Raw genomic sequence first — 11,424 nt, 5'->3', positions numbered from 1 at the left:
GTCTATTCCGCGAGTGCTGCGTCAAAAGCAGCCTGCGTGGCGTCGTCGAAGCATACGAACAGCACGCGCTCGAGCGCCCCGTCGTGCTGGCCGGTCACCTCGCGCACGGTGCGCACCGCGATCGGTGCCGCACGTTCTGTCGGGAAGCCGTAGATGCCGGTCGAGATGGCGGGAAAGGCGATGCTGCGAACGCCGTTCGCGCGCGCCACCTCAAGCGAATTGCGGTAGCAGTCCGCCAGCAACTCCGGCTCGCCCTTATCGCCGCCGCTCCACACGGGGCCGACGGTGTGAATAACGTGCCTTGCCGGAAGATCGTACCCGCCGGTGATCCTGGCCTGCCCGGTTTCGCATCCGCCCAGCTGGCGACATTCTTCGAGCAGTCCTTTGCCCGCCGCACGGTGGATCGCGCCGTCGACGCCGCCTCCGCCCAGCAGGGAAGAGTTGGCGGCGTTGACGATCGCGTCGACATCCAGCCTGGTGATGTCGCCCCGGTGGATTTCGAGGACGACCGACATCGTCAGAAGCCGACCGGCCCGTCCAGCTCCTTCACGTTCCACGGCAGGCCGTGCTGGTTCAGCATGTCCATGAAGGGATCGGGATCGAACTGCTCCATGTTGAAGACGCCCTCCCCGTCCCACTTGCCCTGCAGCATCATGGCCGAACCGATCATCGCCGGCACGCCGGTGGTGTAGCTGACCGCCTGGTTGCCGGTTTCCTCGTAGGCGGCTTCGTGGCTGCAGATATTGTTGATGTAGAACGTCTTCTCGCCGCTGCCGTCCAGCGCTTCGCCGGTCGCGATGACGCCGATATTGGTCTTGCCCTTGGTCGTCTCACCCAGGCTTTCGGGCTTGGGCAGCACGGCGGCGAGGAACTGCAGCGGGATGATGTCGCGGCCCTGGTACTTGACCGGTTCGATGCTGGTCATGCCGACCGCCTGCAGCACGGTCAGGTGCTTGATGTACTCGTCACCAAAGGTCATCCAGAAACGCGCACGTTCCAGCTCGGGCACGAACTTGGCGAGGCTTTCCAGTTCCTCGTGATACATCATGTAGGCGTTCTTGGGCCCGACTTCCTCGAAGTCGAACTCGGTCTTCACCTGCATTGCGGGCGTTTCGACCCACTCGCCGTTTTCCCAGTGGCGCGCGGGCGCGGTCACTTCGCGGATGTTGATTTCCGGGTTGAAATTGGTCGCGAAGGCCTGCCCGTGATCGCCGCCATTGCAGTCGAGAATGTCGAGCTGGCGGATGGTCTTGAGCTTGTGCTTCTTGAGCCACATCGTGAACACGCTGGTCACGCCCGGATCGAAGCCCGAGCCGAGCAGCGCGGTCAGGCCCTTCTCCTTGAAGCGGTCGTGATAGGCCCACTGCCAGTGATATTCGAACTTCGCCTCGTCCTTCGGCTCGTAGTTCGCGGTGTCGAGGTAATCCACGCCCGCCTCCAGACAGGCATCCATGATCGGCAGGTCCTGGTAGGGAAGCGCCAGATTGACCACCAGCGAAGGGCCGATCTTCCTGATCAGGTTGATCATCGCGGGGACTTCCTCGGCGTCGATCTCGTAGGTCGCGACGTCCACGCCGGTACGGTCCTTCACCGATGCGGCAATCGCATCGCACTTGCTCTTGGTGCGACTGGCAAGGTGGATTTCGCTGAAGATATCCTTGTTCATCGCCATCTTGTGGACGCAGACCGAGCTCACGCCCCCTGCCCCGATCACCAGTACCTTCGACATGCTTGTTCTCCGTATTCGAATCCTTGCGCGCGCCTTTAGCCAAACGATGGCGCGGGTCCAAACGATCCGAAATCGCGAAGGCAATCGGCGCTTTCCTAATCGGGGCGCGAGAGACTATCGGGGAGGAATGAGCATCCGCCCGCCCGCCCTGCCCTCCCTCACCACGCCCACCCCCCGGCCGAGCGGCTTTTTGGGCCCTGGACACTGTGTCAGGTGTGTCAGGGAGCGGCTGCCTTGACCCGCCAGCCGACCCGCGAAGGCGTAATCGCCGCAGCGCAGAGCATCGCAGACATCCTGCCGCCGACACCGCTGCTCCCGGTGGAGATCGGCGGGAAGCAATGCTGGGTGAAGGCAGAAAGCCTGCAGCCTGTGGGCGCTTTCAAGATCAGGGGCGGCTGGTGGCGCCTTTCCAACCTGACAGAGGAAGAGCGCGCACGCGGCGTGGTCGCCGTATCCAGCGGCAACCACGCGCAGGGCGTTGCCTGGGCGGCGCGCAAACTCGGCATCAAGGCCGCCATCGTGATGCCGCGCAATGCGCCCAAGGTGAAGCTTGCGGCTACCGAAGCGCTTGGTGCCGAGATCGTGCTCTACGACCGGCCCGGCGAAGACCGGGACGAGGTTGCCGCGCGCGAGATCGAGAAACGCGGTGCGGTGCTGGTCCATGCCTTTGCCGATGCGTGGGTGATCGAAGGACAAGGCTCTGCGGGCATCGAAGCGACCGAGCAGCTGGGCAGGCAACCGCCGCTGATCCTCGCCTGCTGCGGTGGCGGCGGGCTGACTGCCGGGCTCGCCCTCGCCTGCCCCGACAGCAAGGTCGTGCCGGTCGAGCCTTTCGGGTGGGACATGGTCGGGCAGGCGCTGGCGAAGGGCGAGATCGTGCAGGTCGCGCCCGATGCGCCGGACACGATCTGCGACGCACTCCAGCCGCCCGCGACCAGGGCGATCAACCTCGCCGTGCTACAAGGTCGCGCAGGCCCGGGCGTCACCGTGACCGACGAAGAGGTGCGCGAGGCGCAGCGCTTCGCCTTCGCGCGGCTGGGCCTGGTGGTGGAGCCCGGCGGCGCGGCAGCCCTTGCGGCAGCCCTTGCCGGTAAGCTAGCGCTGGAAAACGATACGGTAATCATGCTGACGGGCCGCAATGTCGATCCGGCAGCCTATGCCGAAACCATCGATCCGCGCTGACCCCCCGGCGCATCACAGACGAAGTTCGCAACCGGAGATACCCCCATCATGCCGCAAGGCGAAGCCCACATCATCGACCGTTCGGTCGTCCGCAAGAGTTCGGGCCTGAAGGACACGCTGCTCGACAAGGCCTTCGCAACCGCGTTTCGCGGGCTGGTCTACGCGCAGATCTGGGAAGACCCGGTGGTCGACATGGAAGGCCTCCAGATCGACGAGAGCAGCCGCGTGCTGTGCATCGCCAGTGGCAGCTGCAACGCGCTGTCCTACCTCACCGCCAATCCCGAAGCGATCACCGCGGTCGATCTCAACCGCGCGCATATCGCGCTGGGCCGGTTGAAGATCGCGGCGATCAACGCGCTGCCCAATTACGACCTGTTCCGCCGCTTCTTCGCGCATTCGGACTACAAGGAGAATGTGGCGATCTACAAGGATCGGATCGCGCCTCTGCTGGACGATGAGAGCCGCAAGTACTGGGAAGGGCGCGACATTCGTGGGCGCCGCCGGATCACGCAGTTCCAGCGCGGTATCTACAAGCAGGGCCTGCTAGGCAACTTCATCGGCATGGCCCACCTGTTCGCCAAGCTGTACGGCGTCGACCTGCGCAAGGTGCTGGAAGCGCCCACGGTGGAAGAACAGCGCGCCATCTTCGAAAGCGAGCTGGCGCCGGTGTTCGACAAGAAGTTCGTGCGCTGGGTGACCAACCAGCCCGCCTCGCTGTTCGGCCTGGGCATCCCCCCTGCGCAGTACGACGCGCTGGCCGGCGACGAGAAGATGGCCGAAGTGCTGCGCAAGCGGCTGGAGAAGCTGGCCTGCGATTTCGACGTGAAGGACAACTACTTCGCGTGGCAGGCCTTCAATCGCGGCTATTCGAAGGACGAGGACGCTCCGCTGCCGCCCTATCTCCAGCGCGAGAATTACCAGAACCTGCGCGAACGCGTGGCGAAGCTGAGCGTGCAGCGCGCCAACCTGTCCGAATTCCTCTCCTCCCAGCCCGCGATGAGCCTCGACCGCTATGTCTTCCTCGATGCGCAGGACTGGATGGACGACCACCAGCTGACCGATCTGTGGCGTGAGGTCACCCGCACCGCCCGCACGGGCGCGCGCGTGCTCTTCCGCACGGCCGCCGAACCCAGCCTGCTTCCGGGCCGCGTGCCGAACGAAATCCTCGATCAGTGGACCTACCACGATGAGCTCTCGAAGGATCTGACGCAGCGCGATCGCAGCTCGATCTACGGCGGCGTACACCTGTATGAGCTGAAGTGATGGCACCGGCGGGGGAGAAACACGATCACGCGGCGCTGATGGATTCGATCTATCGCGGGCAGAAGTACATCTACGATGTGACGCGCAAGTACTACCTGTTCGGGCGCGACGATCTGATCCGCGGGCTGGATTGCACGTCCGGCGATGCGGTGCTGGAAATCGCCTGCGGGACGGGTCGCAACCTTGCCAAGGTACAGCAGGCCTATCCGGGCACCAAGCTGTTCGGGATCGATATCTCCGCCGAAATGCTCAAGAGCGCGGCCGGAAAGCTCGGCACCAGCGCGATCCTCGCCCCGGCCGATGCGCGCCAGTTCGATGCGCGCGCGATGCTGGGCAGGCCGACCTTCGAACGGGTGATCCTGTCCTATTCGGTATCCATGATACCCGACTGGGAACGCGCGATGCGCCATGCGGCGACTCTGGTTGCGCCGGGCGGATCGCTGCACGTGGTCGACTTCGGCAGCTACAGCGCGCGCGACACGCTGGGCGCCCGCATTCTGAAGTGGTGGCTGAAGCAGTTCCATGTGTCGCCCCGGCTGAAGCTGCCAGACGTTGCGGCAGAGATCGGCGCGCAGCCCGGCTGGCGGCGCGAAGGGCGCGACGGGATGGGCGGTTACTACCGGCTGGAGCGGCTGTACCGCGAAGCCGGGGCAACGGATTGACAGGCCCGCTGCCCAGCGCCACGCTTGGCGCAAAATTTCAGGGGGAATGAATGCAGGCTCAAATGCTCGCTCCGGGCGCGGTGCTCGTCGCATGGTCGCTGGTGATGCTGCTCTGGATGGCGCTCACGCGCTTTCCCGCGATGGCGAAAATCAGCGACAAGCTGAAGGGTGCCAAACGCGGCGGCCGCGGGCAGGATCTGGAAGGGGTCATCCCGGACAAGGTCAACTGGAAGGCGCATAACTACGCGCACCTGATGGAACAGCCCACGCTGTTCTACGCCACCATCGTGATCCTCGCGATCCTCGCCCCCAGCCCGCTCGCGATCCTGCTTGCGTGGATCTACGTGGGCCTGCGGATCGTGCATTCGATCTGGCAGGCGGCGGTCAACATCGTGACGGTTCGCTTTCTGCTGTTTATCGCCTCTACTCTCGCGCTGATCGCCCTCGCGATCATGGCCCTCATTGCAACTCTCGGAGCGCCCTCATGATCGGCATGACCATCCTGCAACCCGTCGTCGCGCTGATGATCTGGACCATGATCGTATGGGCCTGGATGTACGCGGCGCGCATTCCGGCAATGCAGGCGAGCAAGGATATCGACACCAAAAACCTGCATGGCGGCACGGGCAAGGATCTCGACGGCGTGCTGCCCGACCGGGTGCAGTGGAAAGCGCACAACTACAACCACCTGCACGAACAGCCGACCGTCTTCTACGCGGTCGCCATCGTACTGGCGATCATCGGCGCGGGCGACGGGGTCCCTGCCCTGCTGGCCTGGATCTATACCGGTCTGCGCGTGATCCACACGATCGTGCAGGTCACGGCAAACAAGGTCATGGTCCGCTTTGTTCTGTTCGCTGTTTCCAGCGTGGTGCTGATCGCGCTGATCGGCATCGCGGCGGCGCGGGTGTTTGGCTGAGCTGCTACTCGGCCGCTTCGACGGCCGGTAGCTCTTCCTTCGCAAAGTCCATCGTCGCCAGGAACCGCTCCGCATCGAGCGCGGCCATGCAGCCCGTGCCCGCCGCCGTCACCGCCTGGCGATAGGTGTGGTCCATCACGTCGCCGCACGCGAACACGCCGGGGATCTCGGTCTTGGGCGTGCCGGGCTCGACCAGCAGATAGCCGCTCTCGTCGGTCGGCAGCTGATCCTTGAACAGCTCGGTAGCAGGCGCATGACCGATAGCGACAAAGGCGCCGTCGACCTCGAGCGTGCTCTCTTCGCCTGTCACGGTGTCCTTCAGGACGAGGTGATGCAGCGAACCGTTCTCGCCCGCCTCGAACCGCTCCACGGTCTTGTTCCACATCGGCGTGATCTTGTCCGACGCGAACAGCCGCTCCTGCAGGATCTTCTCGGACCGCAGCTCGTCCCGGCGGTGGATCAGCGTCACATCGTCCGAATGGTTGGTGAGGTACAGCGCTTCCTCAACCGCGGTGTTGCCGCCGCCGATGACCGCGACCTTCTTGCCTCGGTAGAAGAACCCGTCGCAGGTCGCGCAGGCCGACACGCCCTTGCCGCCCAGTTCCTGCTCACCCGGCACACCGAGCCACTTGGCCGAAGCGCCGGTCGCGATCACGACCGTGTCGCCAATATACTCGTCGCCGCTGTCGCCCACCGCGCGGAAGGGAGGGCCGTTCTTGAGGTCGATCTCGACGATCGTGTCCCAGTGCATCTTCGTGCCCACATGCTCCGCCTGCGCGCGCATCTGCTCCATCAGCCAGGGGCCCTGGATCACGTCGGCAAAGCCGGGGTAGTTCTCGACATCGGTGGTGATAGTCAGCTGGCCGCCGGGTTGCAGGCCCTGGACCATGACCGGCTCCAGCATGGCGCGCGCGCCATAGATCGCCGCGCTGTAGCCTGCGGGGCCGGAACCGATGATGAGCATCTTGGTGCGGTGCGTCGCCATGTGCGAAGCTCTCCTGTCCGTCTGAAGTCTTGGCTTGCAAGTATGGGGATCGCGGCCCCGAGAGTCACGCCCGGGTTGTTACACTACGAAGCGTTGGTTCAGGCGCTCTCGCAGCGATTCATCCACACCAATCGCCTGATCGAGAAACGCATCAAGCGAACCCCATTCACCACCGACCACCTCCATGAAGCGGTCGAAATAGGCCTCGCGTACCTGCATCAGCTCGTTCACCGCATCGCGCGGCAGCGGGCCGAGCCGCTCTTCGATACCCGGAAGCGATTGCCGCTCCAGAATGTCGTAGGTCGGCGCGTCGTTGGTCCGCAGGAACTCGGTCAGCATGTCGGCGCGCGATACGCCCAGTATGTGATGCAGCAGTGCGGCCGCGATGCCCGTACGGTCCTTGCCCGCGAAACAGTGGACCAGGCTCGCCCCATCCCGTTCCGCCAGAGCGCGAAGATATTGCCCGAAGATGGATTGCATCGCCTCGTTGCGCGGCATGCGGGTATAGACCTTCAGCATACGCCCGTGCGCGGCCTCGGCGGTGAGTTCCAGAGGCTGGTCCGGCTCGTGCGGCGCGCGCGAACTGGTCTCGCCATCGTAGAATACCACTTCGCCATCCCACAGGTCCGGGCGGCGGCAGGGATGGCGTTCACGTTCCGCATTGCCGCGCAGGTCGATGACCGTGCGGATGCCCAGCTCGGCGACGGTCGCCAGATCGCTCTCGCTCGCCTCGACATGCTGGCCCGAGCGATAGAGCAGCCCGGAGACCACCCTGCCCCCGCCCCGCGTGGGGTAGCCGCCGTAATCGCGGAAATTGTGGATGCCGTCGGTTGCGTAGAAGGTGGGAGAAGTCTCGCTCATGCAAGTTCGGTGGCAGGGCGAACCCGTCCGCGCAAGCACGCGACGCAAGATTTGCGGTTCTCCGGTGGCTGGGCCAAGGCTGCGACAACAGAATCAACCCGCTTGGGGAGAAGCGAAGAATGTCCGAGGAAAATGCACTGCTGGTCGAACACGTGGGCAAGGTGGCGAAAATCACGCTCAACCGGGCCGACCGGATGAACGCCGTTACACCGGACATGTTCGACGACCTGCGCGACATTCTCGCCGGCCTCGACACTTCCAAAACACGTGCTGTGGTCATCACCGGCGCGGGCCGGGCCTTCTGCGCCGGCGCGGATATCAGCGGCAGAAGCTTTTCGGGAGGCAAGCCTGGCGACGCCTCGCGCAGATCGCTCGAGGACCATTACAACCCCGCGATGCTCGCGCTGATGTCGGCCGACATCCCCGTCATCACCGCGGTCAACGGGGCAGCGGCCGGGATCGGCGCCACGCTTGCGCTGTCGGGCGACCTGATCGTGGCCGGCAAATCGGCCTATTTCCTCCAGGCCTTCGTCAATATCGGGCTCGTCCCGGACGGGGGCGGAACCTGGATATTGCCGAAGGTCATGGGCCTGCCGCGTGCCATGGAGGCCATGCTGCTCGGCGAGCGACTGCCTGCCGAGGATGCGTTTGCAATGGGCGCGATCAATCGCTGCGTCGACGACGACAAGGTGATCGAAGAGGCGATGGCCCTCGCCGAGCGGCTGGCAAGCGGGCCCACGGTGGCGATCGGTCAGATCCGCAAGCTGGCCCGCAATGCGCAAGGCGCCAGCCTGGCGGATGCGATGCAGGCGGAGGCGGAAGCTCAACAGATCGCGGGCAACAGTCAGGATTTCATGATCGGCGCGCAGGCCTTCGCCACCAAGACGAAAGCCGAGTTCAAGGGGAAGTAGCGCCGCCTACTTCGCCGCGAGCCCAAGGATCCCGCGCGCCTGCTTCAGGTGCGGGATATCGACCATCTCGCCATCCAGTTGCAGCGCACCCGCGCCCGGGTTCTCCTCGAACAGGGCGACGATCCGGCGCGCGCGGTCCAGCTCTTCATCGGATGGTGTGAAGGCGCGATTGATCGGTTCGACCTGCGCGGGGTGAATGCACATCATCCCGCGAAAACCCACCTTGCGCGCATCTTCGGGAACGCGCTTCATCCGCTCTTCATCGCGGAAATTGGGATCGATCGTCTCGATTGGTGCGATCCCGGCCGCGTGGGCTCCGGCGAGGCACAGCGTGCGGGCCAGTGCGAAGGGCTCCAGCAGATTGCCGTCCTCGTCCCGATTGGCGGAGGCACCGAAGGCTGCCGCAAGGTCTTCCGCGCCCCAGGTGAGTGCGTCGAGCCGGGGAACGCCTGCGTAATCGCCGAGCCGGAACAGCGCGGGCGCGGTTTCGGTGGCGACGGCAATCAGCCGGATCGATCCGGGCTCGATCCCCGCAGATGCCTCCAGAGCGGTAAGATAGTGACCCAGCAAACGCACCTCGTCCGGTGTCGCCTTGGGCAGCATGATGCCATCGGGGCGATGGGGCACCACATCCACGAGATCGCGCAGCGCGTCGGGCGTATCCATCGGGTTGATGCGGACCCATAGCGGCTTCGCGCGGTCCGGTTGCCCGAGCGCGCCTGCCACATGGTCGCGCGCATCGGGCTTGGCGCTTTCGGCGACAGAATCTTCCAGATCGAGGATGATGAGATCCGCCTCGCCACCAAGCGCCTTTTCCAGCTTTCGCGGGCTGTCCCCCGGCACGAACAGGAGAGAACGGGCGGCCCATGGCTGGATGTTGCGGCCCGCATCGGCGGAATGCGTCGCGGGATTGTGCGGATCATGTGTCATGGCCAGCGCCCTAGCCCGGTCTGGCATGCGCTGCCAGAGGCAGCCTCAATCGAGGCGACAGCGAACGGAGATATTGCGCGCGATCGCTTTGCGCTGCCCGGCATGACGCCCCTCGGTCGACGACCAGTCCACCGTGTAATCGATCGATTCGTAAATGGTCGAACGCGGCGTCCATGCATCAGCACAGGCCATCCGTGCGGCCATTTCAACCTTCGCCGCGAGTTCCCGCCGTGCCTTGTCGGCATCTGCAAGATACTCGGTCTCCACCCCGTTGCGGACCTCCACCAGAACCGCCCTTTCGGCCTGCTGGGCCTGGCCGGCACCCGCCGCCAACGAGGCAATGCCGAAGGCCACTGCCAGTCTCGCTGCCATTTCCCGTCTCCCCCTGACGCGGCGTTCTCCGGACGCCGCGCAACGGAAGGTCGCAAGTTCGCCAAAATCCGTCAAGCGGATGAGGAAGGCTGGCCGGATTCGGGATCGGACAGTGGGAGACCGCGCGCTTCTGCCAAATCGAGGCGCGTGTCGATGTCTTTCAAGGCGATCGGGTTCGCAGGCGCGATACTCCTGGCCCCCGGTGCCCGCGCAAGCGATTGCGCCCCGCCCTGCCCGTCGAGGTTGGCGAGTGATGCAAAGTCCGCGCGCGCAAATGCCGCAGGCACACCGCTCGATCCGTCCGGATAGCGGGAAAAGAGAGTGTCTTGCGCCCGGCCGAGCGCCCGCAGGTGTGACGCGTCCAGGAAGGGCATATCCGCCAGCATGACCACAAGGCGCATGGCGGGCCCGCACGCTTCAACGGCCGCGCGGATGGAGGTTGCCATGCCCTCGTCGGCGTCGGGATTGGCGATCGTGGCCCACCCCTCCCGCGCGAACGCCGCCTGCATCCCGTCGCGGCAGATGAGGAGACGGCGCTGGAACCCTGCGCGCTCGGCCGCGCGCGCGGCGTGATGCCACAGCGGATCGCCCGCGATCTGCGCGGTCAGCTTGTCGCCATCGAACCGGCGAGAACGCCCCGCTGCCAGAAGCGCGACCGCGATCGACGGGTCAGGCATTGGGTCGCAGCCGCTCATATTCGCCGACAATTTCGCTCAGGGCAGAGAGCGCGAGGGTCTGGGCCGTTCGGCAGGCCGGAAGCGTGCCGACGGGGCTGCGAATGCGGGCAATGCTCTGCTCGGGCACTCCCTTCATGGCCAGCGCATCGGCCCGCGCCTCTCGTGCAGTATGGCCGCCTTGCGCGCCGATATAGAACGCCGGGCTCTCCACAGCCTCCTCCAGCAGCGCAAGTTCCCACTCATGGTCGTGGAACAGCAGCAGCACGGCCGTCCATCGATCGGCGGGCGGTAGGCAGCTGCCCCGGCCGAGCGAAAGGGCATCCTTCGCCACAGCATCGGTTGCCAAGCCGAGGGCGTCAGCCAGATCGCCAATGGCGGCAAGCTCCGCGCCCTCGCCAAAGACGCGCAGTTTCAGGCCCGGGATGAAGGCGCGCCGCGCCATCATAGCGTTGGCAGGCAGCATCAGTGATGCGGGCTCACGCCTTTCAAGCTGGTCGAGGGTATCGCGGCAGGCCTTCCGGTCCGGTGCCGGGTCGAGCAGAATGTCCAGCCCGCCCCCGCAGGGCAGGCGGAAATCGATTTTGGACGATCCCGCGCCGTAACGGACCACGGCGGGCTCGCCGATCTCATCCAGATCGCTGACCAATTGGCGTTCCAGACAGGTATCGGCGAGGTCCCCCACAACAGAACCATCGGGCAAAACTGCCAGCTGCGCACCGAGCCGACGGGAAAAGCTGCCATCTATCCCGACGATGGTGCACAGGCCGACATCGGGTTGGCATGCGGCAGCCAGCGCCCGGTGGTCCTCATCCGCGAGATGGCCAGCAGTCACGCGGCGCGCCCGCCGATCGCCGCCCCGTTGCGAGACGCACCGATGCGCGAATGATGTCCGTGTGCAGTTGGCATGGGCTCCCCGACCTTGAGATCAGACAA

15 protein-coding genes are annotated in these 11,424 nt (G+C 65.2%); 7 read left to right on the top strand and 8 right to left on the bottom strand.

Annotated features, from left to right (window positions below):
- Positions 1-2 precede the first annotated feature (2 nt).
- Positions 3-515, bottom strand: coding sequence for an O-acetyl-ADP-ribose deacetylase (locus ADAD_RS0109105; RefSeq protein ID WP_010412909.1), 513 nt, complete (start codon positions 513-515; stop codon positions 3-5).
- A gap of 2 nt (positions 516-517) precedes the next feature.
- Complete coding sequence (locus ADAD_RS0109100; protein ID WP_010412906.1) at positions 518-1,729, bottom strand: saccharopine dehydrogenase family protein; 1,212 nt, start codon at positions 1,727-1,729, stop codon at positions 518-520.
- Positions 1,730-1,963: 234 nt separating this feature from the next.
- On the opposite strand from ADAD_RS0109100, the gene ADAD_RS0109095 reads away from it, so the two are divergent.
- The 5 genes from ADAD_RS0109095 to ADAD_RS0109075 are packed head-to-tail and all read left to right on the top strand — an operon-like array spanning position 1,964 to position 5,755.
- Positions 1,964-2,911 (top strand): threonine ammonia-lyase, encoded by a 948-nt coding sequence (locus ADAD_RS0109095; protein ID WP_010412903.1) that lies wholly within the window; start codon positions 1,964-1,966, stop codon positions 2,909-2,911.
- 48 nt (positions 2,912-2,959) lie between these two features.
- A complete protein-coding gene (locus ADAD_RS0109090; RefSeq protein ID WP_010412901.1) occupies positions 2,960-4,174 on the top strand; it encodes a DUF3419 family protein in 1,215 nt (404 codons plus the stop codon).
- Positions 4,174-4,836 (top strand): class I SAM-dependent methyltransferase, encoded by a 663-nt coding sequence (locus tag ADAD_RS0109085; protein ID WP_010412898.1) that lies wholly within the window; start codon positions 4,174-4,176, stop codon positions 4,834-4,836. Before ADAD_RS0109090 ends, ADAD_RS0109085 begins: the two co-directional genes overlap by 1 nt.
- Positions 4,837-4,886: 50 nt before the next feature.
- Complete coding sequence (locus ADAD_RS0109080) at positions 4,887-5,324, top strand: MAPEG family protein (RefSeq protein ID WP_010412895.1); 438 nt, start codon at positions 4,887-4,889, stop codon at positions 5,322-5,324.
- Positions 5,321-5,755: an MAPEG family protein gene (locus ADAD_RS0109075; protein WP_010412892.1), complete on the top strand. Its 435-nt coding sequence runs from the start codon at positions 5,321-5,323 to the stop codon at positions 5,753-5,755. Before ADAD_RS0109080 ends, ADAD_RS0109075 begins: the two co-directional genes overlap by 4 nt.
- A gap of 4 nt (positions 5,756-5,759) precedes the next feature.
- On the opposite strand, the gene trxB is transcribed toward ADAD_RS0109075, so the two are convergent.
- Positions 5,760-6,740 (bottom strand): thioredoxin-disulfide reductase, encoded by a 981-nt coding sequence (gene trxB / locus ADAD_RS0109070; protein WP_010412889.1) that lies wholly within the window; start codon positions 6,738-6,740, stop codon positions 5,760-5,762.
- A gap of 78 nt (positions 6,741-6,818) precedes the next feature.
- Entirely contained in the window at positions 6,819-7,601 is a 783-nt protein-coding gene (locus ADAD_RS0109065) for a tyrosine-protein phosphatase (RefSeq protein WP_010412885.1), read from the bottom strand.
- 119 nt (positions 7,602-7,720) lie between these two features.
- On the opposite strand from ADAD_RS0109065, the gene ADAD_RS0109060 reads away from it, so the two are divergent.
- The gene (locus ADAD_RS0109060) at positions 7,721-8,512 is read left to right on the top strand and encodes an enoyl-CoA hydratase-related protein (RefSeq protein WP_010412883.1); all 792 of its coding nucleotides are present in this window, start codon (positions 7,721-7,723) and stop codon (positions 8,510-8,512) included.
- 6 nt (positions 8,513-8,518) lie between these two features.
- Here ADAD_RS0109060 and ADAD_RS0109055 read toward each other — a convergent pair whose 3' ends face one another.
- From ADAD_RS0109055 to ADAD_RS0109040, 4 genes are all read right to left on the bottom strand, one after another.
- Positions 8,519-9,442 (bottom strand): HpcH/HpaI aldolase/citrate lyase family protein, encoded by a 924-nt coding sequence (locus ADAD_RS0109055; protein WP_010412880.1) that lies wholly within the window; start codon positions 9,440-9,442, stop codon positions 8,519-8,521.
- 45 nt (positions 9,443-9,487) lie between these two features.
- The gene (locus ADAD_RS0109050) at positions 9,488-9,814 is read right to left on the bottom strand and encodes a hypothetical protein (RefSeq protein WP_033193267.1); all 327 of its coding nucleotides are present in this window, start codon (positions 9,812-9,814) and stop codon (positions 9,488-9,490) included.
- A gap of 71 nt (positions 9,815-9,885) precedes the next feature.
- The gene (locus ADAD_RS16390; RefSeq protein WP_010412875.1) at positions 9,886-10,491 is read right to left on the bottom strand and encodes a nucleotidyltransferase family protein; all 606 of its coding nucleotides are present in this window, start codon (positions 10,489-10,491) and stop codon (positions 9,886-9,888) included.
- Entirely contained in the window at positions 10,484-11,236 is a 753-nt protein-coding gene (locus ADAD_RS0109040; protein WP_443101001.1) for an XdhC family protein, read from the bottom strand. The genes ADAD_RS16390 and ADAD_RS0109040 overlap by 8 nt, the downstream gene beginning before the upstream one ends.
- Here ADAD_RS0109040 and ADAD_RS17220 point away from each other — a divergent pair.
- Complete coding sequence (locus ADAD_RS17220) at positions 11,138-11,377, top strand: hypothetical protein (RefSeq protein WP_010412872.1); 240 nt, start codon at positions 11,138-11,140, stop codon at positions 11,375-11,377. The two genes, ADAD_RS0109040 and ADAD_RS17220, sit on opposite strands and share 99 nt — an antisense overlap.
- Positions 11,378-11,424 lie beyond the last annotated feature (47 nt).

This window comes from Citromicrobium sp. JLT1363 (assembly GCF_000186705.1).
In the GTDB taxonomy this organism is placed as follows: Bacteria; Pseudomonadota; Alphaproteobacteria; order Sphingomonadales; family Sphingomonadaceae; genus Alteriqipengyuania.
The sequence above is the reverse complement of the archived record's forward strand: the minus strand, read 5'-3'. Positions and strand labels throughout refer to the sequence as shown.

Coding starts and splice junctions, on each gene's coding strand:
- ADAD_RS0109085 (WP_010412898.1), top strand. CDS start 4,174: ATGGCACCGGCGGGGGAGAAACACGATCACGCGGCGCTGATGGATTCG.
- ADAD_RS0109065 (WP_010412885.1), bottom strand. CDS start 7,601: ATGAGCGAGACTTCTCCCACCTTCTACGCAACCGACGGCATCCACAAT.
- ADAD_RS0109050 (WP_033193267.1), bottom strand. CDS start 9,814: ATGGCAGCGAGACTGGCAGTGGCCTTCGGCATTGCCTCGTTGGCGGCG.
- ADAD_RS0109090 (WP_010412901.1), top strand. CDS start 2,960: ATGCCGCAAGGCGAAGCCCACATCATCGACCGTTCGGTCGTCCGCAAG.
- ADAD_RS0109105 (WP_010412909.1), bottom strand. CDS start 515: ATGTCGGTCGTCCTCGAAATCCACCGGGGCGACATCACCAGGCTGGAT.
- ADAD_RS0109060 (WP_010412883.1), top strand. CDS start 7,721: ATGTCCGAGGAAAATGCACTGCTGGTCGAACACGTGGGCAAGGTGGCG.
- ADAD_RS0109055 (WP_010412880.1), bottom strand. CDS start 9,442: ATGACACATGATCCGCACAATCCCGCGACGCATTCCGCCGATGCGGGC.
- ADAD_RS16390 (WP_010412875.1), bottom strand. CDS start 10,491: ATGCCTGACCCGTCGATCGCGGTCGCGCTTCTGGCAGCGGGGCGTTCT.
- trxB (WP_010412889.1), bottom strand. CDS start 6,740: ATGGCGACGCACCGCACCAAGATGCTCATCATCGGTTCCGGCCCCGCA.
- ADAD_RS0109080 (WP_010412895.1), top strand. CDS start 4,887: ATGCAGGCTCAAATGCTCGCTCCGGGCGCGGTGCTCGTCGCATGGTCG.
- ADAD_RS0109100 (WP_010412906.1), bottom strand. CDS start 1,729: ATGTCGAAGGTACTGGTGATCGGGGCAGGGGGCGTGAGCTCGGTCTGC.
- ADAD_RS0109075 (WP_010412892.1), top strand. CDS start 5,321: ATGATCGGCATGACCATCCTGCAACCCGTCGTCGCGCTGATGATCTGG.